This is a genomic window from Fertoeibacter niger (assembly GCF_009380135.2).
Lineage (GTDB): Bacteria > Pseudomonadota > Alphaproteobacteria > Rhodobacterales > Rhodobacteraceae > Fertoeibacter > Fertoeibacter niger.
Genome location: NZ_WHUT02000019.1, coordinates 22726 through 49672, shown reverse-complemented (window position 1 = coordinate 49672; position 26947 = coordinate 22726). Strand labels below are relative to the sequence as shown.

Sequence of the window (26947 nt, the reverse complement as noted above, 5' to 3'; positions counted from 1 at the left end):
AAGACGGTCCGGAAACAGCGTCACCTGATCCCGGTCTACCCCTTCAATGAAACCTGACATAAATGCACTCCTGTATCGCAGGAAGCATACCATATCTGGAGGTTTTCACACAGCCTCGGCTCTTTGCAACCAGAATCTTCTTTGATGACTCTGCTCCCGTGCAAATTCAGAAAGTGTCGAATTGCGACAAAAAGCCGGTTTCACCTTCGTCACCGCCGCCCTCGTCGCCCGCCAAGCCATCACAGATACCCCCGCAGCACCAGCACCGCCACGACCAGCCCTCCCACCACCAGCACGATGAACGCGACCGAGGCGGCAAAGCCGGTCAGCCAGCCCATGCGGCGCTGCCAGCGGTTCACGCCGTTCAGGTGGTTGACGCAGAGGTCATAGGCCGCAGCGATCTGTTCCTGATCGACCTGCAACAGCAGCTTGGGGTTTTGCGCCATATGCGCCGCATCGGCCAGCACCTGCGCCGCTGCCCGCACCCGGCGCGGCAGCACGCGCCCGCCGCGTTGCAGCTTTTCCGCCAGCCCCCGTCCCTTGATGCGCAGCCGTTCCTCCATCAGCGCCGCAACGCGGTCGGCCATCTGCTGAATTGTTACCGCGCTCATGCCCCTGCCCCTTGGTTTTCGGCAAGTCTAGGCCGTGGCGCGCCGCGCTTCAACACCTCTGGCGATGCCGGGCGTGGCGGGCTATGAACGCGGCATGCTGAGCACATATTCCTATCCCGCCGAGACGCCCTCGGGCCACCTGCCGCTGCTGATCGTGCATGGCCTGTTCGGCTCGGCGCGCAACTGGGGTGTCATCGCGCGGCGGCTGGCCGACAGCCGCGATGTAGTGGCGGTGGATCTGCGCAACCACGGCGAAAGCCCCCGCTCACCCGACCACAGCTATGCCGCAATGGCCGATGATCTGGCCGAAGTGATTGCGGGCCTTGGCGGGCGGGCCGATGTGCTGGGGCATTCGATGGGGGGCAAGGCGGCCATGGTGCTGGCGCTGACAAGGCCCGCCCTGCTGCGGCGGCTGGTGGTGGCCGACATTGCCCCGGTTGCCTATGACCACAGCCAAAGCCGCCACATCGCCGCGATGCGGGGCCTTGATCTGGCGGGGCTGACCACCCGGGCCGAGGCCGACAAGCGCCTTGCTGCCACCGTGCCCGATGCGGGCCTGCGGGCGTTCTTCCTGCAGTCGCTGGATCTGAAGGCAGAGCCGCCGCGCTGGCGGCTGCACCTGGATGTGCTGGAGGATCAGATGCAAGGCATCGTCGGCTGGCCCGGCACCGCAGGCGTGTTCGACGGGGCCACGCTGTTTCTGACGGGCGGGCAATCCGATTATGTTCTGCCCGAACACCGCCCGGCGATCTTGCAGCAGTTTCCCCGTGCCCGCTTTGCAAAACTGCCCGATGCCGGCCACTGGCTGCATGCCGAAAAACCGCGCGAATTTGAACAGACGGTCAGGGTGTTTCTGAACGCCTGATGACCGGGTTGGCGTGTGGGGCAGTTGGCCGCAGTTGCCGTCAGGGCTGCGCCGGGGCCAGCGCCTGTGACGCCTCATATTGCGACAGGAACACCCGGCCCTTGAAGTGATGGAAAAAATCCGACCGTTTCAGCGCATCCATCACCGGGCCTTTCACCTCGGACAGATGAAATCCCACCCCTGCCGAATCCAGCCGGTGTGAAATCGCCTCAAGGCTTTCCAGCGCCGATGCGTCGATCAGATTGACCGCCGGGCACATCAGCACGACATGTTTCAGCGCGGGGCGCGCGGCGACATGGGCATAGATGCTGTCCTCCAGATACCGGGCATTGGCGAAATACAGGCTTTCATCCACCCGGATGGTCAGCACCGACGGCTCGCAGATCACATCATGGCGCGACACGTTGCGGTAATGCTGGGTGCCGGGCATCTGGCCCACGATGGCCATGTGCGGGCGGCTGGTGCGCCACAGGAACAGCAGCAACGACAAAGACATGCCTGCGGTGATCCCCGCCTCGACACCCACCAGAAGCACCGTGGCAATGGTGACGGCCATGGCGGCGAAATCGGTCTTCGAATAGTTCCAGATGCGGCGGATCGCGCCCAGATCCACCAGTGACAGCACGGCGACAATGATCGTGGCGGCCAGCACGGCCTGCGGCAACAGCCGAAACAGCGGTGTCAGGAACAGCGTGGCGCACAGGATGCCCAGCGCGGTGAACACCCCCGCCATCGGGGTTTCGGCCCCGGCGTCGTAATTCACCACCGATCGTGCAAAGCCCCCCGTCACCGGATAGCCACCCGACAGCGCCGATGCGATATTGGCGGTGCCAAGGCCCACAAGCTCTTGATTTGCCACGATGCGCTGGCGGCGTTTGGCGGCAAGCGTCTGCGCCACGGAAATGGATTCGACAAAGCCCACAAGGCTGATCAGCACCGCCGAGGGCAGCAATTGCCACCACAGGTCAAGGTTGAACGACGGCAAGGCAAAAGGCGGCAATCCACCCGGAATCTCGCCCACGATCTTGACGCCCTGCTGATCCAGCCCGAAGGCCAGCACCGCAAGTATGGATACGGCAATGGCGGCAACCGGGCCGGCCTTTGCCAGAATTTCTGCCAGCCGGGGGCGCAGACCGGCGCGCAGCAGCAGCGGCTTCAGCCGTTTGCGCACCCAGAACAGGAAGATGATCGCCCCCACACCAATGATCGCGGTGTAAAGGTTGACCTGGCCCAGCCCGGCAAACAGTTGGATCACGATCTCTGGCAGGCTGTCACCCGCCGCAGCGATGCCCAGAACGTGTTTAAGCTGGCTGGCCGCAATCAGGATGCCCGAGGCGGTGATGAAGCCGGATACAACGGGATGACTGAGGAAATTCGCCAGAAACCCCAGCCGCAGCACCGACATGCCCAGCAGCACCAGGCCCGACAGGAACGCCAGCACGATCGACGCCTCCAGATAGCTGGCCGTGCCCTGTGCCGCCACCTCTCCCACCGCGGCCGCCGTCATAAGCGAGGCTACAGCCACCGGCCCCACCGCAAGCACCCGGCTGGTGCCGAAGACGGCATAGGCCACCAGCGGCAGGATCGACGCATAAAGCCCGACATAGGCAGGCAGGCCCGCAAGCATCGCATAGGCCAGACTTTGCGGCACCAGCATGATCGTCACGATCAGCGCCGCCACCAGATCGTTCAGCGCGGTGTTTTTGGAATAGGCCGGTGCCCAGTCAAGAATGGGGAAAAGGGACTTCATATCGGGCACGGCGTTCTTCTTTCGTGACACTGACGGTCAGATGGCCAGGTCAGGTCTGGCCATCCGCTCTTTGCCGTGCAGCCTGGAATTACGGTGAACCGGCTGCACCCGCCCGCACCAACCCGGCCGGGCGCCAACGACCGATCCTTTTCAAACGGCAGGCACCGTTTCGCCACCATATCCGAGCGCCGCCCGCGCGTCATGCCGCGCGTCGCTGTCAGAGGGCGGCAAGATGCCGAGTGTTGCACACCGGGTTGGCCCGCGTGGCAGTCACAGCCCGTTGATCGGCACCTTCAGAAACCGCTTTCCCGACTCATCAGGTTCGGGCAGTTCGCCGCCGCGCATGTTGATCTGCAAGGACGGAATGATCAGACGGGGCATCGCAAGCGTTGCGTCGCGCGCCTCGCGCAGGGCCACGAATTCATCCTCGGTGATGCCGTCCTTCACATGGATGTTGTGTGCACGCTGTTCGCCCACGGTGGTTTCCCAGCGGATCTCGCGGCCGTTCGGGCCATAGTCGTGGCACATGAACAGCCGCGCCTCATCGGGCAGGCTCAGCACACGGCGCACCGAACGGTAAAGCGTGCGCGCATCGCCCCCCGGAAAGTCGGCACGGGCCGAGCCGCCATCGGGCATGAACAGCGTATCGCCCACAAAAGCCGCGTCGCCCACCACATGCGTCATGCAGGCGGGTGTGTGCCCGGGTGTGGCCATGGCAAAGGCGGTCATGCCACCGATCTGGTAGGTATCGCCATCGGCAAACAGCCGGTCGAACTGGCTGCCGTCTCGCTGAAACTCGGTGCCTTCGTTGAACACCTTGCCGAATGTGTCCTGCACCACGGTGATGTTTTCGCCGATGCCGATCTTGCCGCCCAGCTTGCCCTGGATGTAGGGCGCGGCGGACAGGTGATCGGCGTGGACATGGGTTTCGATCAGCCATTCCAGCGTCAGCCCATGCTCTTGCACAAAGGCGATCAGCGCATCGGCGGATTCGTAGGCAATGCGCCCGGCGGCATAGTCGATGTCCATGACGGAATCGATGATGGCGCAGGCGGTGGAGCCCGGGTCGCGCACCACATAGGACACGGTGTTCGTGGGTTCATCAAAGAACGCTGTCACCTGCGGCTTGACGGTCAGGTCGACTTCTTGGGGAAGGCTTTGCATGGTATGCTCCTGTCTGGATCACGCGCCGGTCAGCGATGCAGCGGTGGTTTGCCGTTCGGCAAGCCAGCGCGCCGCGATCATGCCGACCAGCATGCTGGCAACAAAGGTGATGGCCGGCAGAGTGCCTGCGCCAAGCGCGGTCAGTGCCGGGCCGGGGCAAAACCCCGCCAACCCCCAACCGATGCCGAAAATGGCCGGGCCGGTGATGATGCGCGCGTCAATCGCACGTGCGTTTGGCAGGTGGAACGCCGTGCCGAACACGGGTTGGCCGCGCCGCAGGACCAGCCGAAAGCCTATTGCCGTCACAGCGACGGCACCGCCCAGAACAAAGGCAAGGCTCGCATCCCATGTTCTCGCGGGGATGGCAGCGAAATCAAGGAAATTCAGAACCTTGGCAGGGTCTGACATGCCCGCGACCACCAGGCCCACACCAAAGATCAGGCCGATTGCGAATTGGATCAGGACAGCCATGATACCCTCAGACCAGATGACGCGTGACGTAGACGGTGATGGCCGCCGTGGTCATGAACGTGGCCACTGCAACAAAGGACCGGGCAGACAGCCGCGACATGCCGCAGACGCCATGCCCCGAGGTGCAGCCATTGCCCCAGACCGACCCGAACCCGACCAAAAGACCGGCGATCAGCAGCAAGCCCAGCCCCGCCTCGATGGTCTGCACCGGCAGCGCGCCTGTGACCAGCAGCCAGATCAGCGGAGCCGCAATCACGCCAAGGACAAAGGCAGCGCGCCCAGCAAGGTCGCCGTCGGAATAGGGCGGGAACAGCCGCACCGTGATGCCGCTTATTCCCGCAATCCGGCCCTTGACCGCCATCAGCAGGACAGAGGCAACACCAATCAGCGCGCCGCCTGCCAGTGCCGCCAGCGGCGCGAATTCAGTCTCGACCATCATGAACCTCCGCCAGTTCCGCTCAACGCAGCGCGCAGGTGTTTACGCCGAGGATCCGGTACAGCGGGCAGAACCGCAGGCCGGCGGTGGCGATCAGCACAACACCCACAATAGCCACAGCGAATTTCCATGCCCCCCAACCCGCAAACATGCCTGCCGTCATCGGCAGCAATGGCAGCGCCAGCAGCACCACCCCCACAACAACCCTGACCCACCGGTCGATGTTTCCAACGTTTGCCATTTCGCCCAACTCCATGAATTCCTCTTGCTAAGATATATTCATATGTTCTAATGTGTCAAGCATGTTCATCCGGAGTGTGTTGAATGTTCTGCACAGGGCGAGAATGAGGCCGCCGTTGAACGGCTCTCCCGGGGGTCGCATAGGGCGGCAAAGGGTGTTAGATGTATCGCCAGAACAACATCGGCATGGATGACCGGCAACCAGCGCCAGGCCAAGGGCGATGCGATGCGTGCGGTCAGGTGGCCCGGGCATGCCTGTATGACCGAATGATGGAGACGCTGTTGAACAGCAGCCCAATGAAAACCGAACCTGTGACAGACGCGGCCGATGCACCCGCGATAGACCTGATGTTCTCGCAGGCCGAGCAGGCTGCGGCCTTGCTCAAGGCGCTGGCGCATGAAGGCCGGCTGTTGATCCTGTGTTCGCTTGTCGACGGCGAGAAATCGGTGACAGAGCTGGAAAACCTGCTGAACTCGCGGCAGGCAGCGGTCAGCCAGCAACTTGCGCGGCTGCGGCTGGAGGGCATCGTAGCCGCACGGCGCGAAGGCAAGGCGATCTATTACAGCCTGCGCGATCCAAAGGCGCAACAGATCATCGCGCTGCTTTACAACATGTTCTGCAAGCCCGCCTGACCTGCGCAAGATGGCTGACCTGCGCAAGATGGCTGACCTGCGCAAGATGGCTGACCTGCACATTGGCACAATGTGCCAAAGCAAAGTCTTTTTTGCGGGTTTCTTGCCGCCATCACACTCTTCGCCCTAAAAGGGGCTGGCATCCGCCCGGGCCGCGTCGTTCCCGGCGGGCCGGACAGTGAACCCAAGGAGCCGCAGACATGACCTTCAACCGCAAGATCAAGATTGCGCCGTCAATCCTTGCCGCCGATTTCGCCGACTTTGGCGCAGAATGCCGCGCGATCGAGGCGCAGGGCTGCGACTGGGTGCATGTCGATGTGATGGATGGCCATTTCGTGCCCAACATCACCTTTGGCCCGGCAACCTGCGCCGCGATCCGCCCGCATATCAAGGGCGTCATGGATGTGCATCTGATGATTGCCCCGGTTGACCCCTATATCGAGGCTTTCGCGGCGGCCGGGGCTGATGTGATCTCGGCGCATCTTGAGGCAGGGCCGCATATCCACCGCACATTGCAGGCCATTCGCGGCGCGGGTTGCAAGGCTGGTCTGGCCATCAACCCTGGCACCCCGGTCGAGGCGCTGGATTACCTGCTGGATATGGTGGATCTGGTCTGCGTGATGACCGTGAACCCCGGTTTCGGCGGCCAGAAATTCATTCACAGCCAGGTTTCCAAGGTGGCGAAACTGCGCGCGATGATCGGCGACCGCCCGGTTCACATCGAGATTGACGGCGGCGTGACGGCAGACACGGCCCCGCTGGTGGCCGCTGCGGGGGCCGATGTGCTGGTGGCCGGGTCAGCGGTGTTCAAGGGCGGGTCGGTGGCCAACTCCGCACCCTATGGCGCGAATATCCGCGCCATCCGCGCGGCGGCAGAGGCGGCGCTTTGATGCTGCCGGTGGTTTTCGATCTGGACGGCACGCTGATCGACAGCGCGCCCGACATCCACGCCGGGGCCAATGGCCTGCTGGCCGACGAGGGCCAGGCCCCCATCACCCTGGCCGAAGCGCGCAGCTTCATCGGCAACGGGGCGGCGGTGTTCGTGGCCCGCATGCGGGCGGTCCGCGGCATTCCCGACAGCGAACAGCCCCGCCTGCATGCCGAATTTGTCCGCCGCTATGATGATTTCGTCAGCCTGACGCATCCCTACCCCGGGGCGGTGGCAGCCTTGCATGTGCTGGAGGCGAATGGCCACCGGCTTGGCATCTGCACCAACAAGCCGCATCGCCCGACAATGGCCATCCTGACCCATCTGGGTATCGCAGGGCTGTTTGACACCATCCTGGGCGGCGACAGCCTGCCGGTGCACAAACCCGATCCGGCACCGCTGCGCGCGGCCTTTGCGGCGCTTGGTGGCCCGGGCCTGTTTGTCGGCGACAGCGAGGTTGACGCCGAAACCGCCCATGCCGCCGGTGTGCCGCTGCTGCTGTTTTCACAAGGCTACCGCAAGGCACCCGCCGAAACCCTGGGTGCCGCCGCGATTTTCGATGACTTCAGCACCTTGCCCGCCCTGGTCGCGCGGTTGCAACTTGGCCATGCCAACGGGGATCGCCCTTATTGAACAGGGGCACCTGAGACGCAGTTCGCCAGCCCGGGCAAGCCGTTGCACAGGCACGACACCGGGCGCACAAGGCGTTCCAAAGCGCTGCCGATCAAGACCATCACTGGAAGATATTGGTGGAGCCGAGGAGGATCGAACTCCTGACCTCGTCATTGCGAACGACGCGCTCTCCCAACTGAGCTACGACCCCACTGACGGTTTATGTGGCTTAAGGTATTGCGGTTGTCAAGCGCGGGGCAGGCGGCCGCTGCGCCGGATGGCGGCCGGAAATGCCAAGCCGGTCTGCGGGCCGGCGAAGGGTTTGCCGGCCCGCAGAGATGGCTATTCCGCCGCGTCGGCGTAGCTTTCCAAGGGCGGGCAGATGCAGATCAGGTTGCGGTCGCCATGCACGTTGTCCACCCGTCCCACCGGCGGCCAGTATTTGTCCACCCGGAAGGCACCGGGCGGAAAACAGCCCTGTTCGCGCGGATAAGCGCGGGTCCAGTCGGCCACCAGATCCTCCACCGTATGCGGGGCGTGGCGCAGGGGGCTGGCCTCGGCGGTGATCTCGCCCTCCTCCACCGCCTTGATCTCGGCCCGGATCGCAAGCAGGGCGGTGATGAAACGGTCGATCTCGGCCTTGGTTTCCGACTCCGTCGGTTCCACCATCAGGGTGCCCGCCACCGGCCAGCTCATCGTCGGAGCATGAAAACCGTTGTCGATCAGCCGTTTGGCGATGTCGTCCACCGTCACGCCATGTTCGGCAAAGGGCCGGGTGTCGAGGATGCATTCATGCGCCACCCGGCCCCGGTTGCCCATGAACAGCACCGGGTAAGCCCCACGCAGCCGCGCCGCGATGTAATTGGCGTTCAGGATCGCCACACGGGTGGCCTGTGTCAGCCCGGCCCCGCCCATCATCAGGCAATAGGCCCAGGAAATCAGCAGGATGGACGCCGAGCCATAGGGCGCGGCTGACACCGGCCCTTCGGTCATGTCCACCCTTTGCCCCCCCGCTGACGGCCCGCCCGTTTCGGGATGCCCCGGCAAATACGGCGCCAGATGCGCCTTGACGCCGATCGGCCCCATGCCGGGGCCACCACCGCCATGCGGAATGGCAAAGGTCTTGTGCAGGTTCAGGTGGCTGACATCGCCGCCGATCTTGCCCGGCTGCACCAGACCCACCATCGCGTTCATGTTCGCGCCATCGATGTATACCTGCCCGCCGTGGCGGTGGGTGATGTCGCACACCTCGCGCACGGTTTCCTCGAACACGCCATGGGTGGAGGGGTAGGTGATCATGCAGGCCGCAAGGTTATCGCCCGCCGCCGCCGCCTTTGCCGCAAAATCCTCCAGATCCACGTCGCCGTTGGGGGCGGATTTCACCACCACCACCTTCATCCCCACCATCTGCGCTGATGCGGGGTTGGTGCCATGCGCCGACACCGGAATAAGGCAGATGTCGCGGTGGCCGTTCCCTTGGGCGCGGTGATAGGCCTGAATGGTCAGAAGCCCCGCATATTCGCCCTGCGCGCCAGAGTTCGGCTGCATGCTCATCGCGTCATAGCCGGTGATCTCGCACAGTTTGGCCGCCAGATCGCTGATCGCCTCATGGTATCCCGCCGCCTGTTCCACCGGGGCAAAGGGGTGAAGTGCTGCGAACTCGGGCCAGGTGATCGGCATCATTTCCGCCGCCGCGTTCAGCTTCATCGTGCACGATCCCAGCGGGATCATCGCCCGGTCCAGTGCCAGATCGCGGTCGGACAGGCGGCGCATGTAGCGCATCATTTCCGATTCCGCCCGGTTCATGTGGAATACCGGATGGGTCAGGTATTCGGTTTCGCGCACCATATCCTCGGGGAAGCCCAGCGTGGCGCGGTGCGGTGGCACGCCTTCGATGCCAAAGGCGCGCAGCACGCGGATCAGCACCTGCTCATCCGTCGTCTCGTCCAGCGTGATGCCCACCCGGTCCGTGCCGATCTTGCGCAGGTTCAGGCCTTCGTGCCGGGCGGCCGCCAGAATGCCCGCCTGCCCCACGCCCACCTCGACGGTGATGGTATCGAAGAACGCATCCGGCGCCACCTTTGCCCCTGCCGCCTTCAACGCCCGCGCCAACCGTGTGGTGCTGAAATGCACCCGTTCGGCAATGGCGCGCAGGCCCAGGGGCCCGTGGAACACGGCGTAGAAACTCGCCATCACCGCCAGCAGCGCCTGCGCCGTGCAGACGTTCGATGTGGCCTTTTCGCGCCGGATATGCTGCTCGCGGGTTTGCAGCGCCAGCCGGTAGGCCTTGTTGCCGCGCGCATCAATCGACACGCCTACGATCCGCCCCGGCATCGCGCGCTTCAGATCGTCGCGGCACGACATGAAGGCCGCATGCGGCCCGCCGTAGCCCATCGGCACACCGAACCGCTGGCTGGACCCGATGGCAATATCGGCCCCCATCGCGCCGGGTTCCTTCAGCATGCACAGCGCCAACAGGTCTGTCGCCACGATGGCAATCGCCTTGGCCGCATGCAGCGCGGCAATCTCGGCGGTAAAGTCGCGCACATGGCCATAGGTGCCGGGATACTGGAAGATCGCACCGAACACTTGCGTTGCATCCAGCGCCTCGGGTGCGCTCACGATCACTTCGATGCCCAGCGGCAGGGCGCGGGTGCGGATGACGGCTATGGTCTGCGGATGGCAGCCACGGTCCACGAAGAACCCGCGCGCTTTGGATTTGGCGGTGCGTTCGGCCATGGTCATCGCCTCGGCAGCCGCTGTCGCCTCGTCCAGCAGGCTGGCATTGGCCACGGGCAGGCCGGTCAGGTCGGCCACCATGGTCTGATAGTTCAGCAGCGCCTCCAGCCGCCCCTGCGCAATCTCGGGCTGGTAGGGGGTATAGGCGGTATACCACGCCGGGTTTTCCAGAATGTTGCGCTGGATCGCGGGCGGCGTCACCGTGCCGAAATAGCCCTGGCCGATCAGGCTGGTCATCACCCGGTTTTTCCCCGCCACCTCGCGCATTTTCGCCAGCAATTCATGCTCGGCCAAGGGTGCCCATGTCAGCGGAGTATCCTGCCGGATCGCGGCGGGGATGGTTTCATCAATCAGCTGATCAAGGCTTTCGACCCCCACCACCTGCAACATCGCCGCCATTTCGGCGGGCGAGGGGCCGATGTGGCGACGGTTGGCAAAATCATAGGGGTTATAGTCGGTGGGGGTATAGGTCATCTGCGGTGCCTCCGGCGTGTCGGGTTGCGGCATGGGCATTACGAGGCTGGCCGCGCTGCACGCGGGGCCAAAATCCTTAGAAGGATTTTGCAAGATTTTTCGAAAAATCTTGCCTGCTGATCTGTCGTCGGGCTCAGCCGATCAGGTCGAGGTATTCATCCTCATCCATGAACGTATCCAGCACGCTCATGTCATCCAGTTTCATCTTGAAGAACCACGCGGCCCCGGTCGGGTCGTCGTTCACGAGGCCGGGTTTCAGCGCCAGCTTGTCGTTCACCTCGACAATCTCGCCGTCCACCGGGGCCAGAATGTCGGATGCGGCCTTGACGCTTTCGATCACCACCACCTCGTCGCCCGCGGCCACCATGGTTTCCACCTCGGGCAGTTCCACGAACACCACATCGCCCAGTTGCGTGGCGGCATGTTCGGTGATGCCGACGACAACCAGATCGCCCTCGACGCGCAGCCATTCATGATCTTCGGTATATTTCATCGCAACGCTCCTCAGCGCTTGTAGGTTGTGGGGTGGAATGGGGTTGTGGCCACGGTGACGGGCAGTTTCTTGCCGCGCACCTCGCCCAGCAAGGCCGTGCCGGGCGTGGCGAAAGCGGCGGCGACATAGCCCATGGCAATGGGCGCGCCGACAGAGGGGCCAAAGCCGCCAGAGGTGACCTTGCCAACGGGTGTGCCGTCAGGGGTGAACAGTTCCGTGCCCTCGCGCATCGGGGCGCGGCCCTCGGGGCGCAGGCCGACGCGGCAGCGTTCCGGCCCTTCGGCCAGTTCCTCAAGTATGCGCTGGTCCCCGGGAAAGCCGCCCTCGCGCGCGCCGCCCGCGCGGCGCACCTTCTGGATGGCCCAGGTCAACCCCGCCTCGGCCGGCGACGTGGTGGCATCAATGTCATGGCCATAAAGGCACAGCCCCGCCTCCAGCCGCAGCGAATCCCGCGCGCCAAGGCCAATGGGCCCTACCTCGTCCATCGCCAGCAGGGCCGTGGCCAGCCCTTCGGCCCCGCCATCGGGCACCGAGATTTCAAACCCATCTTCACCGGTATAGCCAGACCGCGAGATCCACAGCGCCCCGAACAGCGTGTCGAACACCCGCACATCCATGAACCGCATGGCCGCCACATCCGGCACAAGCCGCGCCAGGGCAGTTTCCGCCAAGGGCCCCTGCAAGGCCAGCAGCGCGCGGTCCGTCACGGGCAGCACCTCGGCCACATCGGCCAGATGCGCCTGCATATGGGCGATGTCATCCTCCTTGCAGGCGGCATTCACCACCACCAGCAGGTGATCGCCCCGGTTGGCGAACATCAGGTCGTCCAGTATCCCACCGGTTTCATTGGTGAAAAGCCCATAGCGTTGCCGCCCCTCGGCCAGCCCCGCCACATCGACAGGCATCAGCGCCTCAAACCCTGCCACCAGCGCCGCCATGTCACCCTTTGGCCGCAGGATCACCTGCCCCATGTGCGACACGTCAAACAGCCCCGCCGCTGCACGGCAATGCAGGTGCTCTGCCATCACGCCCGCCGGATATTGCACCGGCATGGCATAGCCCGCAAAGGGCACCATGCGGCCACCAAGGCCCACATGCAGATCATGCAGCCCCAGTCGGTTCAGGCCCGTTTCCTCAGGTCCGTTCTGCGCAAGGTCGGTCAAGCCGCCTCTCCCTCATTCACGCCGGAAACATGCCGGCACCGCCCGGACAGGCCAATCCCCGCCCCACGATGCCCCCTCTGTCCCTGCCCGCACAGCCTTTCGGCAATCAGGGCGCCTGAGATCGTTATCCCTTCGGCGGGCGCGGCTGCGCCACTCTCCAGAGTCTGTTGCCAGAAACGGTCCCTTGCGCCTGAGAGTTTACCGGGGCGGTTGCTCCTTCGGCACCGTCGGGGGGTAAGCCCGCCGGATTCTCCCGAACCTGACAGGTTCACCTAGCGCGCCGCATGCGGCCATGGCAAGCAGAAAGCGAAGGCGACGCTTCACCCCGCAAAGGCGACATATGGCACCCGCATCCCCTGCCCAGTTTTTCGGCTATGGCTCTCTGGTGAACCGCGCGACGCATGGCTATGCCCCCGCCCTGCCCGCCACGCTGCCGGGCTGGCGCCGCGCATGGCTGCAATTGCCCGGGCGGCCCTTTGCGATCCTGTCCGCCGAACCGGCCCCGGGGCAGATCGACGGGTTGCTGGCCGCCGTTCCCGGCGATGACTGGGCTGCGCTGGACCTGCGCGAGGCGCTGTATCGCCGCCATCCGGTGCAGGTTGCCGGTGCATCAGCGCACATCTATGCCGTGCCCGACGCCCGCCCCGCCACCGCCGAAACACCGATCCTGCGCAGCTATCTGGATGCCGTGATCCAGGGGTTCCTGCGCGAACACGGTCCGCAAGGCGCGGCACGCTTCCACGCCTCAACCGCGCATTGGGTGCGGGTGCTGGATGACCGTTCGGCCCCGCTGTACCCCCGTGCGCAGCGCCTGACTGCCCGGGAAACCGCCGCAGTCGATGCGCTCATTTCCGCAGGTTGAACAGCGCCATCAGCCGCCCCTCGCGGTCAAACAGCCCCTTCTCGGCCCGGCCCGGCTTCTCGATCACCTTCAACGCCATCCACAGCGCCCAGGCCCCAAAGATCACGCCGCCCACCGCCTGCCCCACCAGCACCCCCGGCGCGCCATACCAGGCCCCCAGCCAGATCACGAAGGGAATGGTGCCAACCGTGTGCCGCCCCCAGTTCACCAGGGTGGACTGGAACGGACGCCCCAGATTGTTGCACACGGCGTTCGAGACAAAGATCACCCCGTTGAAGAAAAACAGCAGCGACAGCGGCCCGCAGAACAGGAACACCAGATCGCGCGTCAGCCCGGTGGCGCTGAACAGATCGGCAATCGGCCCGCGCAGCACGAACAACAGCCCCGACACCAGCAGGATCACCAGCCCGGTGAACACCAGCCCGTCCAGAAAGGCCCGGCGCACCCGGTCCATCCGCTTGGCCCCGTAATTCTGCCCGATCACCGGCCCAATGGCCCCCGACAGCGCGAACAGCACGCCGAATGCCACCGGGGTCAGCCGCCCCGTAATCGCCATGCCCGCCACCGCCGCCTCGCCGAACTGCGCCATGGCGCGGGTGACAAAGGCCTGCCCGATGGGGGTCGCCACCTGCGTCAGGATTGCCGGCAGGCCGATGGCAAAGACCGGGCGCAGATCTTCCAGCAGCCCCGGCACCGACGGCCGGTCAAACCCGCCGTGATGCCGCAGGATCGGCACGATCGCCATCACCGCAATCACGACGCGCGATGCGACAGATGCGATGGCCGCCCCCGTCAGATCCAGATCCATCCAGAAGATCAGCACCGGATCCAGCGCCGCATTGGCCAGCGCCCCCCAGACCGTCACCATCATCGACCGGCGCGCATCGCCATGCGACCGCAGAATGGCCCCGCCGATCATGCCCACCATCAGCAAGGGCTGCGAGGGCACGATGATCGCCAGATAATGCACCGTCAGGTCATGGGTCTCGCCCGTCGCCCCCAGCAACGTGACCAGCGGCGACAGAAACGCCCAGATCACCGCGGCAAACACCACGCCAAAGCCGGTGCCGATGACAATCCCGTGGCTCGACGCCCGCCGCGCCGCCAGCGTGTCGCGCGCACCCAGCGCCCGCGCCACCAGCGCGCCCACCGCTATGCCCATGCCGATGCCGAAAGACGCGGTAAAGAACAATATCGCCCCGGCATAGCCTACCGCCGCCGCCAGTTCCGCCCGCCCCAGCATGGCGATGAAGATCATCGAGATGAAATCGACCGAAAATACCGCCATCAACCCGACCGAGGCGGTCAACGACATGGTGGTGATATGCCGGAACGTGTTCCCGGTGACAAACTTGCCCTGCTGCGCCGGTTCCGCCATCAGCGTCCTCCAGAATGAAGGCGGCCTCCCTTCATTTTCTGTCTCCAAATATCCCACGGGGGTCCGGGGGTGTGAAACCCCCGGCGCGTTGCACCGCCGCAGCGCTCAGCCCTTCGCGCGCACCACCTGCAACAGCGGCATCACATCGGCCATTTCCGGCCCATGCGCCTGGCCCGTCAGCGCCAGCCGCAGCGGCATGAACAGGCCCTTGCCCTTGCGGCCTGAGGCCTCTTTCACCTTTGCAGTCCATTCCCCCCAGGTGGCGGATGTAAACCGCCCATCGGGCAGCAGCGCCAGCGCGTCGCGCACGAAATCGGCATCCTCCGGCGCGATCACCGGCTCGGCCCCGTCGCGAAACAGGTGCCACCATTTTTCCAGATCGGCCCGCACGGTGATGTTGTCTTTCGCCACGCGCCAGAAGCCTTCGGCCAGATCATCGGGCACACCCAGTTCGCGGATGCGATCGGCCACCGCGGAAAAAGCCAGCCCCTGCACATGTTGCCGCGTCAGGGGAAACAGGTCGTCGCTGTCGAATTTCGTGGGCGCGGCCCCGAAGCTGCCCACGTCAAAGCCGTCAATCAGCTCATCCAGGCTGCCGACCAGTTCCACTGGCTTTGACGAACCCAGCCGCGCCATCAGGCTCAGCAAGGCCAAAGGTTCCACCCCCTGCGCGCGCAGGTCGCGCAGGCTGAGCGTGCCAAGCCGTTTCGACAGCGCCTCGCCCTGCGGTCCGGTCAGCAGGCTGTGATGCGCAAAGCTGGGCGGCGTGCCCCCCATCGCCTGCATGATCTGGATCTGCGTGGCGGTGTTGGTCACATGATCCGCCCCGCGCACGATGAAGGTCACGCCCATGTCGATGTCATCGACGGATGAGGCGAATGTATACAGCACCTGCCCGTCCGCCCGGATCAGCACCGGGTCCGACACGGATGCCGCGTCGATGGAAATCGGCCCCAGAATGCCGTCAGGCCATTCGATACGCTCCTGGTCCAGCCGGAACCGCCAGTAGCCCGCCCGCCCCTCGGCGCGCAGCGCGGCTTTCTGGTCATCGCTGAGGCCCAGGTGGGCGCGGTCATAGACCGGCGGGCGGCCCATGTTCAGCAGCTTCTTGCGTTTCAGGTCCAGTTCCACGGGCGTCTCGAACACCTCGTAGAACCGCCCCGCCGCGCGCAGCGCGTCCGCCGCCTCGGCATAGCGGCCCATGCGCAACGATTGCTTTTCCACCCGGTCCCAGGTCAGGCCCAGCCAATCGAGATCTTCCATGATCCCGTCGGCATATTCCTGTTTGCTGCGTTCCTGATCGGTGTCATCCAGCCGCAAAATGAAAGTGCCGCCAGCCTTGCGGGCAATCATCCAGTTCATCAGCGCGGTGCGCAGATTGCCCACATGGATATAGCCGGTGGGCGACGGCGCAAAACGGGTCACGGTGGTCATGGGTGCTCTCCTGATCCCGCCTGCTGTTTCATGCCAGCGCGAATTTGTCCATATCGCGGGCGCAGACGCGTGCGGGCGGCTAGTGGGGCAGGATGGTGGCCCGGGTTGCCAGATCCTCCAGCCCGGCGCGGATCAGCCGGGCCAGCACAGCCTCGTCCACCCCCGCCAGACGGCGCAGGTAGAGGCAGGACTTGCCCTTGCGGTGCGGGCCAAGCGCGGCCAGCAACGCACCGAAACCGGCGTAGCCCGGCAGGATATAGATCACAAGTTCCGCCTTGCGCGGGGCAAAGCCGGTGGCGAAATACTCCTCAATCCGCCCGTTGGCGGTGCGGTAGGCGTAGCGCCCATAGCCCACCATCGTGCCACCCCAGATGCGCGGCGCAAAGCCTGTGGCGTCAGCAAAGATCGCAGCCAGCCGTGCCGCCTCGTCCCGGCGCGGCACATCCGGCACGCGGGCCAGAAAATCCGCCAGGCTTTCCTCGCTTGCCGTGGTTTTCAGCGTTCCCATCCCCGCCTCCGTTTTCGACAGCATAGCATCCCTGCGGGCGGGCTTTCCACCTTGGCCCGCAGACCCTATCTGTCACGGATGACCCAGAACCCTGCCGCCCTCGTTGCCCCCGACCTTGCCCAGATCGAAGCACTGGCCGAAGCGGCCATTGCCGCGCTGCCTGACAGCTATGCCGCAGCGGCACGCGCCGTTCAGCTGCGGATCGAGGATTTTCCGCCCGAGGATCTGTGCGCCGAAATGGGTATCGACGACCCGTTCGAACTGACCGGCCTTTACGAAGGCACGCCGCTGACAGAAAAGTCGGTGATGGATCAGCCGATGCAACCCGACGCGATATGGCTGTTCCGCCGCCCTATTCTGGATGAATGGGCCGACAGGGGCAATGTGACGCTGGGCGATCTGGTGGCGCATGTGCTGGTGCATGAACTGGCGCATCATTTCGGCTGGTCGGATGCGGATATCGCCCGCGTCGATCCGTGGTGGGAATAGCGCCCGAGGCACGGGCGAAGCTGGCAGCGCAGATCACGGATGCGTCATCAGGCGCGGCCAGCCTCGCCCCCGGCGCGCGACGGGCTATCATCGCCGCACAAGAACCCTGACGGAGGATTGCCATGCCCACCCTGACCCGCCGCCACGCCCTTCTGGCCGGGGCCGCGCTGCCCTTTGCCGGTGCCTTTGCCCCGCAACCCGCCCGCGCCGCCGCAGAAATGCTGGGCGCGGCCAACCCGGCCTTCAACCGCTTCAAACTGGGCGGGTTCGAGGTGACGGCCCTGCTGGGCGGCACCCGCACGGTGCCTGACCCGAACACCATCTTCGGCCTGAACGCCACGCCCGAGGAATTTGCCGCCGCCGCTGACGCGAATTTCATTCCCGCCGACAAGGCGCAGTTTTTCTTCACCCCCACCATCGTGAACACCGGCACCGAACTGGTGCTGTTCGATACCGGCCTTGCCGGCGAGGCGATCACTGCCGCCCTGGCCAATGCGGGCTATACCCCCGATCAGGTGGATGTGGTGGTGCTGACCCATATGCACGGCGACCATATCGGCGGGCTGATGACCGGCGGCGCCCCCACCTTTGCCAACGCCCGCTATGTCACCGGCGCGCTGGAGAATGACACATGGGCGCTGGCCGCGAACGAAGGCTATGACGCCAACGTCCGCCCCCTGCTGGACAAGACCAGCTTTCTGGATGATGGCGGCTCTGTCGCATCCGGCATCACCGCAATGGCCGCCTTTGGCCACACGGCGGGCCACATGATCTACATGCTGGAAAGCAACGGCGCGCAGCTGGCAATCACCGCCGACACGGCCAATCACTATGTCTGGTCGCTGGGCTATCCCGACTGGGAGGTGAGCTTTGACGCCGACAAGGCCGCCGCAGCCGCCACGCGCCGCAACGTGTTCGGCATGCTGGCCGCCGACAAGCTGCCCTTCATCGGCTATCACATGCCCTTCCCCGCCATGGGCTATGTCGAGGCGCAGGGCAGCGGCTTCCGCTATGTGCCCGCCAGCTATCAGATGATGCTGGAAGGCTGACCTGCAACGAAAAAGGCCCCCGCGATGGCGGGGGCCTTTTGTCGTGTCACCATTGGCTCAGGCCAGCTTGGCCGCAAACTCCACCAGACGCTTTGCCTGATGGCCGATGGCCGCTTTCACATCATCGGTGAATTCGGCACCCTGGGTGTGGCTATAGCCATAGGGGTTGCCGCCCACCTTGAAGATCGACGCATCGGTATAGCCCGGTGCCACGATGATCGAGCCCCAGTGCATGAACGTGGTGTAAAGCCCCAGCAATGTGGCCTCTTGCCCGCCATGCGCGTTCTGCGCGCTGGTCATGGCGCTGATCGGCTTGTTGGCCAGCTTGCCTGTGAACCACTGGCCGCCCAGCGTGTCGATGAAGGCGCGCATCTGGCTTGTGGCCGCGCCAAAACGTGTGGGCGAAGAGAACAGATAGGCATCGGCCCATTCCATATCCGCCGGGGTGGCCACCGGCAGCGGCGCGGCCTTTTCGGCCTGCGCCTTCCAGGCGTCCTGGCCGTTCACCACCTCATCCGGCGCGGTTTCGGCGATGCGCAGCAGGCGCACTTCGGCCCCGGCGGCGCGGGCAGCCTCGGCGGCGATCTCGGCCATGGCATGATTGGTGCCATAGGTCGAATAGAAGATGATGGCGAGTTTCACATTGCTCATGGGAGCCTCCTTGCTGTGTGCTGAACCAACACATAGGCTCCGACACTCGCGCGCACCATTCCGCATATGGGCGGAATACGTGTGCGCCCACGCGCAGAAAGCCTTGCGTTTGCCGCTTTGCCTTGTTCAGAAGCGCAGTTCGGCCACCACCGCACGGTGATCCGAGGGCCAGGGTGTGACCGCGATGTCGCTGCGCGGGCCATCCTCGCCGACAATGGCCGCATCCACCACCACCAGCCCCGGCGCGCGCGCAAACACGAAATCTATGCGGTCGTGATGGTCATCTGTCGCGGCCTCGTCGCCGGTCGGTGTCCAGGTGAAGGCGGGCTTTGCCACCGGATCGGGGTGCGCCGCGCGGTAGGCATCGGTAAACCCGGCATCGGCCAGCCGTTTCGTGGTGGGCCATTCCACCACCACAGGATGCGTGCCTGCGGCCACGGCCGCCGCCGTCCAGTCCAGATGCGAAGGCTCGTTGAAATCGCCGGTGACAAAGACCGCCGCAGCACCTTCCGCCGCCGCCATGTCGGCCATCAGCAGATCCATCCCCGCCTTGCGCGTCTGGTTGGCGTAATCCACCGCCTCGGCACCGGTGGTGATGAAGGGGGCGGGGCCATATTCGATTCCCAGCAACTGATAGGGCTGATAGGGTTCGTCATCGTGGTGGATGTTGAATATCCACACGGACTGGCCATCCACATCCACCGCCACGCCCAGATCATTGGCGGATGCGGGCCCGATGGGATAGCGCGAGATCACCGCATTGGCCCAGAGCACACCGTTTTCCTGTGTCTGGTCATAGACATGCCAGCCCAGCGCCTGTGCCAGCGCGGGTGCGATGCTGTCACCGCCGGGCGGGCAGGCATCGGCGGTGCAATCGGCCCCCTCCAGCCGGGTTTCCTGCAAGCCGATGATGTCGGGGTTCGCGGCGCGGATCACGGCCAGGGTTTCGTCGATCCCCTTGCCCTCATTCCCGCCCGCGCCCCAGATGTTGTAGTTCATCACGCGCAGGGTAGTTTCTGCATGGGCAGGCGCGGCAAGGGCTGTGGCGATCAGCAGCAGGGCATGGGGGCGCATCGGGTGGGCTCCGGTCTGGGGTTCGACCGAAGGCTAGCATGGATTTGGTGCAAGGCAGATGACAACCGCCGGGCCACCCATCCGGCCCGGCGGCGCGGTTCGCATCTGCAACCCGCGAAGCGGGGCCGCAGGGAAATGACAAGCCCCCTTACCCGTCCCGCCAGCGGTTCACGATGGGATAGCGGCGGTCGAGCCAAAAGGCCTTTTGCGTCAACCGGGTGCCGGGCGCGGACTGGAAGCGTTTGTATTCGCTCAGGTAAAGCAGATGCTGCACCTTTTTCACCACCGCCGGATCGAACCCCTGCGCCACCAGATCGGCCACCGATGCCTCGCGGTCCACCAGCCCCTCCAGCACCGCATCCAGCACATCGTAGGGCGGCAGGCTGTCGTCGTCGCGCTGACCCTCGCGCAGTTCGGCCGATGGCGGCTTGTCGATCACGCGGGGCGGGATGACCGAACCCGCAGGGCCCATCATCCAGTCGCGGTGATTGGCGTTGCGCCAGCGGCAGGTTTCGAACACCCGGGTTTTATACATATCCTTGATGGGGTTATAGCCGCCGTTCATGTCACCGTAGATCGTGCAGTAACCCACCGCCATTTCCGATTTGTTGCCAGTGGTCAGCAGCATTTCGCCAAATTTGTTCGACATGGCCATCAACAGCAGCCCGCGCAACCGGCTTTGAATGTTTTCCTCGGTGATGCCGGGCGCGGTGCCTGCGAACAGCGGCGCCAGAGCCGCGCCCACGGCGGCCTGTGGGCCGGAAATCGGCACATTGTCCAGCCGGCAGCCCAATGCCTGCGCCACCGCCGCCGCATCCTCCAGCGAATGCACGGATGTGAACTCCGATGGCAGCATCACGCAGCGCACATTGGCGGGGCCGATGGCATCGGCGGCAATCGCCGCGACAATGGCCGAATCGATGCCGCCCGACAGGCCCAGCAGCACCTTCGAAAACCCGCTTTTCCCCAGATAATCCCGCAAGGACAAGACCATGGCGTGATAATCCGCCTCCCATTCCTCGGGCTGGTCGGCATAGGCGCCGGGGGTCGCGCGCCAGCCGTCTTCGGTCAGCACGAAATCCACATGGGCCACATCCTCGACGAAGGCAGGCATCTGCGCGGCGAGGGACACGCCGGGGTTCAGCACGAAGGACGCGCCATCGAACACCTGATCGTCCTGCCCGCCCACCATGTTCAGATAGACCAGCGGCAGCCCCGATTCCAGCACGCGGGCCACCATCAGGTTCTGCCGCAGTTCCAGCTTGTTCCGGTGATAGGGCGATCCATTGGGCACCAGCAGCAGCTCCGCCCCCGATTCTACCAGCGTTTCGGCCACCTCCGGGTGCCAGCTGTCCTCGCAGATCGGGGTGCCGATGCGCAGGGGGCCGATGCGGTAAGGGCCGTGCACATCGGATGCACGGAAGATACGCTTTTCGTCAAACACGCCGTCATTGGGCAGATCGTGCTTCAGCACCACCGTCGCCACCTTGCCGCCGTGGAGGATGTAGTAACCGTTGTAAAGCTGGCCGTCCTTCAGATGCGGCCCGCCGATGCCGATGGCGGGCCCATCGGCGCAATCGGCGGCCAGCTGGTCGATCTCGGCCATGGCGGCGCGGGCAAAGGCCGGTTTCGTCACCAGATCCTGCGTCTGGTAGCCGGTGATGAACATTTCGGTCAGCGCCACCATGTCGGCCTTGGCCGCCTTTGCAGCAGCCCAGACAGCGCGGGCACGGTCGGCATTGGCGGCCAGCGCCCCCACCACGGGGTTCAGTTGCGCCAGCGTCAGGCGAAAGGTCACGGCCATGAATCTGCCCTTGTCTGCGGCATGACGCCGCCCGGGGCATCACGCAATGTTGCGCGTCACATGTAGCAGACTGGCGGGCAAGGAAAAGCCGATAGCGGTGCTGGCGCTTGTCAGCCGGGGGCGGCGAAGTTAGGCTTTGGCGCGGCTGGTGGTTCGGCTGGCACTGCGGCCTCGGGGCGGCACGAAAGCGGGCAGGCGGCGAAGGGCGGGGATGATGCGGGTGATGGACAGGGCTTTCATGCGGCAGGCGGGTTTCAGACAGTTGGCGGGTTTCAGGCAGATGGCTGGATTCAGGCAGATGGCGGGCGCTGGATGTCTGGCGCTGGCTTTGGCCGCACCGGGCGCGGCACTGGCGCAGGGCGCGGTGGAAACCAAGCAGTATGACGATGGCTCGGTCTATGAGGGCACATTCCGGGATGGCCGCCAGCATGGCACCGGCACCTACCGGCTGCCCAATGGCTATGAATACACCGGCAACTGGGAAAACGGCGAGATCAGCGGCGCGGGCGTGGCGCGCTTTCCCAACGGGTCGGTTTATGAGGGCGAATTTGCGACCGGAAAACCCGCAGGAAAAGGCAAGATCACCTTTTCCGATGGCGGGACGTATGAGGGCGACTGGGCCGATGGCCAAATGACCGGGCAAGGTGTGGCGCGCTATGCCAATGGGTCGGTCTATACCGGCGGTTTTCAGAACGCGGTGCATCACGGGGCGGGCGTGCTGGAAATGCCCGGCGGCTACCGCTATGACGGCACATGGGCCGAGGGTGTCAAGGATGGCACCGGCAAGATCACCTATCCCGATGGCGCGGTTTATGAGGGCGGGCTGGTCAAGGGCCAGCGCGCGGGCAAGGGCACGCTGACCATGCCCGACGGGCTGACCTATGTGGGTGACTGGGCCGATGGCCAGATCAACGGCACGGGCAAGCTGACCCAGCCCAATGGTGACATCTATGAAGGCCCGCTGGTGAACGGCCAGCGCGAGGGCGTGGGCAAGGTCAGCTATGGCAATGGCGACAGCTATGGCGGGGCGTTCAGGGCCGACAAGCGCCATGGCAAGGGCGTGTTCAGCGGTGCCGACGGATATCGCTATGACGGCGACTGGGTGGAGGGGCGGATCGAGGGCAGCGGCCGCGTGACCTATCCCGACGGGTCGGTCTATGCCGGGGCCTTCGTGAACGGCCAGCCCGAGGGTGCGGGCACCATCACCTATCCCGACGGTGGCAGCTATGAGGGCACCTGGAAGGCCGGGCTGATCGAGGGCAAGGGCAAGGCCACCTATGCCAACGGTCTGGTCTATGAGGGCGAATTCAAGGCCGCACGCAACAACGGGGCGGGTGTCATGACCTATCCCGATGGTTATAAATACGAAGGCCAGTGGCAGGACGGCCAGCGCCATGGCGAGGGCGTGGCGACCTATCCCGATGGAACGGTCTATCGCGGCGGCTTCGTCGCGGGCAAGCGCGAGGGCCAGGGCGAGATCGTGATGCCCGACGGGTTCCGCTATGTCGGCGGCTGGACCGCGGGCGAGATCGACGGTCAGGGTGTGGCCACCTATCCCAATGGCGATGTCTATGAAGGCACATTCCGCATGGGCAAACGCCAGGGCGAAGGCGTGATGCGCTATGCCACCGGGCAGGAAACGGCAGGCCAATGGACCGACGGGCTGATCACGGCACCCCCGGCCGGGGGTGCCGCACCGGCCGGGGCCGCACCCGAGGGTGAGGGCGCTGCCGTGGCCACGCCGCCCACCGGTGGCGAGGCCGCAACCGAAGGCGCTGCCACTTCCGCCGCCGAAGGCACCGTCGCGCCCGAGGCAGGAACCACGGCCGAACCCGCGCCGACCGGGAACTGAGCCGGGGCCGGCATCTGCCCCCTGCCCCGCCTATGACGGGCCGCAGTTTGACCGGCCGCCGTTGGCGGACTGGCTTTTACACAGCGGCCCCGCCCCGCTTTTGCGGCAATGGGGCTGCTGCAAAAAGTCGCCGGTCGCCATGCGCCGCAATCTGCCCCCGCGCATCTGTCGCGCAAGCCGGGCCGGTCGCATTCGTATCAGTCGCGCAGCAACTCGTTGATCGCGGTTTTCGAGCGGGTCTGCGCGTCCACCCGTTTCACGATCACCGCGCAATACAGGTTCACGCCGTTTTTCGACGGCATCGAGCCTGCCACCACCACAGACCCGGCGGGCACCTCGCCATAGGTCACGGCACCCGTTTCGCGGTCCACGATCTTGGTGGATTTGCCGATGAATACGCCCATCCCAAGGACTGACCCTTCGCGGATGATGCAGCCTTCGACCACCTCGGACCGCGCACCGATAAAGCAGTTGTCCTCGATGATCGTGGGGCCGGCCTGCATCGGTTCCAGCACGCCGCCGATGCCCACGCCACCCGACAGATGCACATTCTTGCCGATCTGCGCGCAAGACCCCACCGTGGCCCAGGCATCCACCATCGTGCCCTCGTCAACATAGGCGCCCACGTTCACGAAAGATGGCATCAGCACCACGCCCCTGGCGATGAACGCAGACCGGCGCACCACGCAGTTAGGCACAGCGCGGAAACCGGCGGCTTTCCAGTCTGCCTCGCCCCAGCCCTTGAACTTGCTGTCAACCTTGTCCCACCAGCCGCCGCCCTGCGGGCCGCCTTCCTGCACGGCCATATCCTCCAGCCGGAAGCCCAGCAGCACCGCCTTTTTCGCCCATTGCCGCACCTGCCAGACGCCCGCCGCATCGCGTTCGGCCACGCGCAGGGTGCCTTTGTCCAACGCCTCCAGCGTGGCCTCGATGGCGTCGCGCGTCTCGCCCCTGGTGGCGGCAGAGATGCTGTCGCGGGCCTCCCAGGCGGCGTCGATGGCGGTCTCTAGGGCGGCATGGGTCATGGCGGGCTCCTTTGGCATGGTCTTGTCCGGTGCCCGGCTATAGACCGGCAGGCACATTCCCGCAATCCATGCGGACCCCGGCCGAGAAGGATGCACCCGATGAAAGACGACCACCGCAGCCACCCGTTCCGCGACAGCACGCAGGATGCCCAGGCCGTGCGCCGCATTCCCGACACGCCGCAAACCCGCGCGCCCGCCTACCGGCTGGCCTTCACCGACACCGATTTCCTGACGCGCGAGGAATTGCGCCCCGTGCGGCTGCAACTGGAACTTCTGAAGCCGCAGATGATGCTGGACGAGGCGGGCATCACCTCGACCGTGGTGCTGTTCGGTGGTGCGCGCATTCCCGACCCGGCGCGCAAGGACAAGGCCCGCACCCCGGCGCTGGCCGATCTGTCACGCTATTACGACGAGGCGCGGCGCTTTGCCCATGCTGTGACGCTGCGCAGCATGGCGGGTGGCGGGCATGCGGATGTGATCGTGACCGGCGGCGGGCCGGGCGTGATGGAGGCGGGCAACCGGGGCGCTGCCGAGGCCGGAGGCCGCAGCATCGGGCTGAACATCGTGCTGCCGCATGAACAGGCACCCAATGCCTATGTCACGCCCGAGTTCAGCTTCAACTTCCACTATTTCGCCATCCGCAAGATGCATTTCCTGATGCGGGCCAGTGCGGTCTGCGTGTTCCCGGGCGGGTTCGGCACGCTGGACGAAATGTTCGAGTCGCTGACGCTGATCCAGACCGGACGGATGAAGCCGATCCCTTTCCTGCTGTTCGGGCGGCAGTTCTGGGAAACGATCATCAACTGGCAGGCGCTGGCCGAGGCAGGCACCATCGCCGCGGCTGATCTTGCGCTGTTCCGTTTCGTCGAAACGGCGGAAGAGGCGCTGGCCGCGATTGACGGATGGCCCGACGCAGCCTGACGGCGCGCCGTCTGGCCCCGCTCTTTCCAGACCTAAATATCCCGGGGGTCCGGGGGGTGGCCCCCGGCTTCGCCACCGGCAACATGTGCCAGCGTCTCGCGCTGCCAGCCCCCGGTGAAGTCCACCCGGTCGCAGCCGGCAAAGCGCGCCATCCGGTCCAGCTCTGCCGCCAGCCGCGCGGCACGCCCCGCGCCCAGCACCACACCCTGTTCTGGCCAGAAAGCCCGCACCACCAATGCGCCCCGGTCACGATGCGCCTTCATGTCGATGCGCCCGATGATGCGGGCACCCTCCAGCAACGGAAAGACGTAATAGCCATAGACCCGCAGCGGCTCGGGCACGAAGACCTCGATCCGGTAATGAAAGCCGAACAGCCGTTCAGCCCGGTTGCGGTCGCGCAGCGCAGGGTCAAAGGGCGAAAGCACGCGGATGCGGCCGGGGGGTTCGGGGGCCTCTGCCGCGCGGGCCAGCAGATCGGGCCGCGCAAGGCTGCGCCGCGGGCTGCCATCGGCGCACTCCACATCAACCTCGATCAGCGCGCCACTGGCCAGACCCGCCCGGCCCCATTCACGCGCCTGCACCGGGGTGACGGCCTTCCAATAGGCGGCAATCTCGCCGGATGTGGCAAAACCCAGCCGGTCAAGCGCGGCGTTGCAGGCCCAATCCACTGTCTCTTCAGCCGCCACCTCGGCGCGCAGCACATCGGCAGGGATAACCCGTTCGGTCAGGTCATAGACCTTTTGAAACCCCTCGCGCCGCGCGATCGACAGCGCGCCGGTGCGCCACAGCCATTCCAGTGCGGTTTTTGACGGATGCCAGTCCCACCAGCCGCCCTTGCCGCGCACTTCGCCGATCCCCACATCGGCGCTGCGCACCGGGCCGTCGCGGGCGATGCGGTTCAGGATCGTGTCGAACTGCGCCGCATAGCCATCACGGAACCAGCGCTGCCAGTTGCCGTGCAGCCGTTCGGCGTCACGGGCAAAGCGGTGTTTCCAATGCGGGAAAAGCTGCACCGGCAGGATTGAGGCATCATGTGTCCAGTGTTCAAACAGGCTGCGGTCATGCTCCAGCAGGCCAGACAGGGCGGCGGGGCGGTAGGTCTGCCGCCGCGCCGCAAGGATCATGTGATGCGCGCGTTCCACTGTGGTGATGCTGTCCACCTGCACGAACCCGATACGGTCGATCAGCGCATGCAGGGCCTGGCCATGCGCGGGCCCGGTGGGGGCCTCGGCCAGCCCGTGCAGATGCAGGAACAGCCGCCGCGCGGCGGCATTGGCAAGCAGGGGTGGTGCGGGCTGCGGGGGCATGCGCCAAGGCGTAT

At 65.3% G+C, this 26947-nt stretch carries 26 protein-coding genes, 1 tRNA gene and 1 riboswitch; of the genes, 9 read left to right on the top strand and 18 right to left on the bottom strand.

All coding sequences use genetic code 11. From position 1 onward, the window contains the following. Window positions 1-239: 239 nt before the first annotated feature. On the bottom strand, window positions 240-611 hold the full coding sequence (locus GEU84_RS20195; protein ID WP_152828677.1) for a hypothetical protein: 372 nt from the start codon (window positions 609-611) through the stop codon (window positions 240-242). 94 nt (window positions 612-705) lie between these two features. On the opposite strand from GEU84_RS20195, the gene GEU84_RS20190 reads away from it, so the two are divergent. Next, the gene (locus GEU84_RS20190) at window positions 706-1476 is read left to right on the top strand and encodes an alpha/beta fold hydrolase (RefSeq protein ID WP_152828713.1); all 771 of its coding nucleotides are present in this window, start codon (window positions 706-708) and stop codon (window positions 1474-1476) included. A 40-nt stretch (window positions 1477-1516) separates the two neighbouring features. On the opposite strand, the gene GEU84_RS20185 is transcribed toward GEU84_RS20190, so the two are convergent. From GEU84_RS20185 to GEU84_RS20165, 5 genes are all read right to left on the bottom strand, one after another. After that, window positions 1517-3226, bottom strand: coding sequence for a SulP family inorganic anion transporter (locus tag GEU84_RS20185; protein WP_152828678.1), 1710 nt, complete (start codon window positions 3224-3226; stop codon window positions 1517-1519). Between the two features lie 270 nt (window positions 3227-3496). Next, window positions 3497-4390, bottom strand: a complete 894-nt coding sequence (locus GEU84_RS20180) for an MBL fold metallo-hydrolase (RefSeq protein WP_152828679.1) — start codon at window positions 4388-4390, stop codon at window positions 3497-3499. A gap of 18 nt (window positions 4391-4408) precedes the next feature. After that, window positions 4409-4861: a DUF6691 family protein gene (locus GEU84_RS20175; protein WP_152828680.1), complete on the bottom strand. Its 453-nt coding sequence runs from the start codon at window positions 4859-4861 to the stop codon at window positions 4409-4411. A 7-nt stretch (window positions 4862-4868) separates the two neighbouring features. Next, complete coding sequence (locus GEU84_RS20170) at window positions 4869-5300, bottom strand: YeeE/YedE family protein (RefSeq protein ID WP_217438618.1); 432 nt, start codon at window positions 5298-5300, stop codon at window positions 4869-4871. Between the two features lie 19 nt (window positions 5301-5319). Next, window positions 5320-5553 (bottom strand): YgaP family membrane protein, encoded by a 234-nt coding sequence (locus tag GEU84_RS20165; RefSeq protein WP_241427783.1) that lies wholly within the window; start codon window positions 5551-5553, stop codon window positions 5320-5322. A 281-nt stretch (window positions 5554-5834) separates the two neighbouring features. Between GEU84_RS20165 and GEU84_RS20160 the strand changes: the two genes are divergently transcribed. The 3 genes from GEU84_RS20160 (at window position 5835) to gph (ending at window position 7731) form a co-directional block, all read left to right on the top strand. Continuing rightward, a complete protein-coding gene (locus GEU84_RS20160) occupies window positions 5835-6170 on the top strand; it encodes an ArsR/SmtB family transcription factor (protein WP_152828681.1) in 336 nt (111 codons plus the stop codon). A 200-nt stretch (window positions 6171-6370) separates the two neighbouring features. Continuing rightward, on the top strand, window positions 6371-7060 hold the full coding sequence (gene rpe, locus GEU84_RS20155; protein ID WP_152828682.1) for a ribulose-phosphate 3-epimerase: 690 nt from the start codon (window positions 6371-6373) through the stop codon (window positions 7058-7060). Continuing rightward, complete coding sequence (gene gph / locus GEU84_RS20150) at window positions 7060-7731, top strand: phosphoglycolate phosphatase (protein WP_152828683.1); 672 nt, start codon at window positions 7060-7062, stop codon at window positions 7729-7731. Before rpe ends, gph begins: the two co-directional genes overlap by 1 nt. 114 nt (window positions 7732-7845) lie before the next feature. On the opposite strand, the gene GEU84_RS20145 is transcribed toward gph, so the two are convergent. The 4 genes from GEU84_RS20145 to gcvT form a co-directional block, all read right to left on the bottom strand. Continuing rightward, window positions 7846-7921 (bottom strand) — tRNA-Ala (locus GEU84_RS20145). 131 nt (window positions 7922-8052) lie between these two features. Then, the gene (gene gcvP, locus GEU84_RS20140) at window positions 8053-10923 is read right to left on the bottom strand and encodes an aminomethyl-transferring glycine dehydrogenase (RefSeq protein WP_152828684.1); all 2871 of its coding nucleotides are present in this window, start codon (window positions 10921-10923) and stop codon (window positions 8053-8055) included. A gap of 133 nt (window positions 10924-11056) precedes the next feature. Beyond that, entirely contained in the window at window positions 11057-11416 is a 360-nt protein-coding gene (gene gcvH / locus GEU84_RS20135; RefSeq protein WP_152828685.1) for a glycine cleavage system protein GcvH, read from the bottom strand. A gap of 11 nt (window positions 11417-11427) precedes the next feature. Further along, window positions 11428-12579: a glycine cleavage system aminomethyltransferase GcvT gene (gene gcvT, locus GEU84_RS20130; RefSeq protein WP_152828686.1), complete on the bottom strand. Its 1152-nt coding sequence runs from the start codon at window positions 12577-12579 to the stop codon at window positions 11428-11430. 167 nt (window positions 12580-12746) lie between these two features. Continuing rightward, a riboswitch (glycine riboswitch) is annotated at window positions 12747-12845 on the bottom strand. A gap of 74 nt (window positions 12846-12919) precedes the next feature. Between gcvT and GEU84_RS20125 the strand changes: the two genes are divergently transcribed. Next, window positions 12920-13441: a gamma-glutamylcyclotransferase family protein gene (locus tag GEU84_RS20125; RefSeq protein WP_152828687.1), complete on the top strand. Its 522-nt coding sequence runs from the start codon at window positions 12920-12922 to the stop codon at window positions 13439-13441. On the opposite strand, the gene GEU84_RS20120 is transcribed toward GEU84_RS20125, so the two are convergent. The 3 genes from GEU84_RS20120 to GEU84_RS20110 all read right to left on the bottom strand — a co-directional run bounded on the left by GEU84_RS20120 (window position 13425) and on the right by GEU84_RS20110 (window position 16761). Next, window positions 13425-14819 carry an MATE family efflux transporter gene (locus tag GEU84_RS20120; protein WP_152828688.1) on the bottom strand — a complete coding sequence of 465 codons (1395 nt, stop codon included), beginning with the start codon at window positions 14817-14819 and terminating at the stop codon, window positions 13425-13427. The genes GEU84_RS20125 and GEU84_RS20120 overlap by 17 nt on opposite strands. A gap of 105 nt (window positions 14820-14924) precedes the next feature. After that, the gene (gltX, locus tag GEU84_RS20115; RefSeq protein ID WP_152828689.1) at window positions 14925-16253 is read right to left on the bottom strand and encodes a glutamate--tRNA ligase; all 1329 of its coding nucleotides are present in this window, start codon (window positions 16251-16253) and stop codon (window positions 14925-14927) included. A gap of 79 nt (window positions 16254-16332) precedes the next feature. Beyond that, entirely contained in the window at window positions 16333-16761 is a 429-nt protein-coding gene (locus GEU84_RS20110) for a DUF1801 domain-containing protein (RefSeq protein ID WP_152828690.1), read from the bottom strand. Window positions 16762-16839: 78 nt separating this feature from the next. Between GEU84_RS20110 and GEU84_RS20105 the strand changes: the two genes are divergently transcribed. Together GEU84_RS20105 and GEU84_RS20100 are read left to right on the top strand one after the other, a co-directional pair. Beyond that, on the top strand, window positions 16840-17250 hold the full coding sequence (locus GEU84_RS20105; protein ID WP_152828691.1) for a metallopeptidase family protein: 411 nt from the start codon (window positions 16840-16842) through the stop codon (window positions 17248-17250). Between the two features lie 122 nt (window positions 17251-17372). Next, the gene (locus GEU84_RS20100) at window positions 17373-18299 is read left to right on the top strand and encodes an MBL fold metallo-hydrolase (protein WP_152828692.1); all 927 of its coding nucleotides are present in this window, start codon (window positions 17373-17375) and stop codon (window positions 18297-18299) included. Window positions 18300-18356: 57 nt separating this feature from the next. On the opposite strand, the gene wrbA is transcribed toward GEU84_RS20100, so the two are convergent. The 3 genes from wrbA to GEU84_RS20085 form a co-directional block, all read right to left on the bottom strand. Then, window positions 18357-18950 carry an NAD(P)H:quinone oxidoreductase gene (gene wrbA, locus GEU84_RS20095; RefSeq protein ID WP_152828693.1) on the bottom strand — a complete coding sequence of 198 codons (594 nt, stop codon included), beginning with the start codon at window positions 18948-18950 and terminating at the stop codon, window positions 18357-18359. Window positions 18951-19076: 126 nt separating this feature from the next. Further along, on the bottom strand, window positions 19077-20024 hold the full coding sequence (locus tag GEU84_RS20090) for an endonuclease/exonuclease/phosphatase family protein (RefSeq protein ID WP_152828694.1): 948 nt from the start codon (window positions 20022-20024) through the stop codon (window positions 19077-19079). Between the two features lie 148 nt (window positions 20025-20172). Then, the gene (locus GEU84_RS20085) at window positions 20173-21828 is read right to left on the bottom strand and encodes an NAD+ synthase (protein WP_152828695.1); all 1656 of its coding nucleotides are present in this window, start codon (window positions 21826-21828) and stop codon (window positions 20173-20175) included. Window positions 21829-22108: 280 nt separating this feature from the next. Between GEU84_RS20085 and GEU84_RS20080 the strand changes: the two genes are divergently transcribed. Beyond that, on the top strand, window positions 22109-23680 hold the full coding sequence (locus GEU84_RS20080) for an MORN repeat-containing protein (protein ID WP_420899297.1): 1572 nt from the start codon (window positions 22109-22111) through the stop codon (window positions 23678-23680). Window positions 23681-23877: 197 nt separating this feature from the next. On the opposite strand, the gene dapD is transcribed toward GEU84_RS20080, so the two are convergent. Further along, the gene (dapD, locus tag GEU84_RS20075) at window positions 23878-24705 is read right to left on the bottom strand and encodes a 2,3,4,5-tetrahydropyridine-2,6-dicarboxylate N-succinyltransferase (RefSeq protein WP_152828696.1); all 828 of its coding nucleotides are present in this window, start codon (window positions 24703-24705) and stop codon (window positions 23878-23880) included. 99 nt (window positions 24706-24804) lie between these two features. Here dapD and GEU84_RS20070 point away from each other — a divergent pair, with 99 nt between their 5' ends. Continuing rightward, entirely contained in the window at window positions 24805-25626 is an 822-nt protein-coding gene (locus GEU84_RS20070) for an LOG family protein (protein WP_152828697.1), read from the top strand. 32 nt (window positions 25627-25658) lie between these two features. Here GEU84_RS20070 and GEU84_RS20065 read toward each other — a convergent pair whose 3' ends face one another. Next, window positions 25659-26933 (bottom strand): winged helix-turn-helix domain-containing protein, encoded by a 1275-nt coding sequence (locus GEU84_RS20065; RefSeq protein ID WP_152828698.1) that lies wholly within the window; start codon window positions 26931-26933, stop codon window positions 25659-25661. Between the last annotated feature and the right edge of the window lie 14 nt (window positions 26934-26947).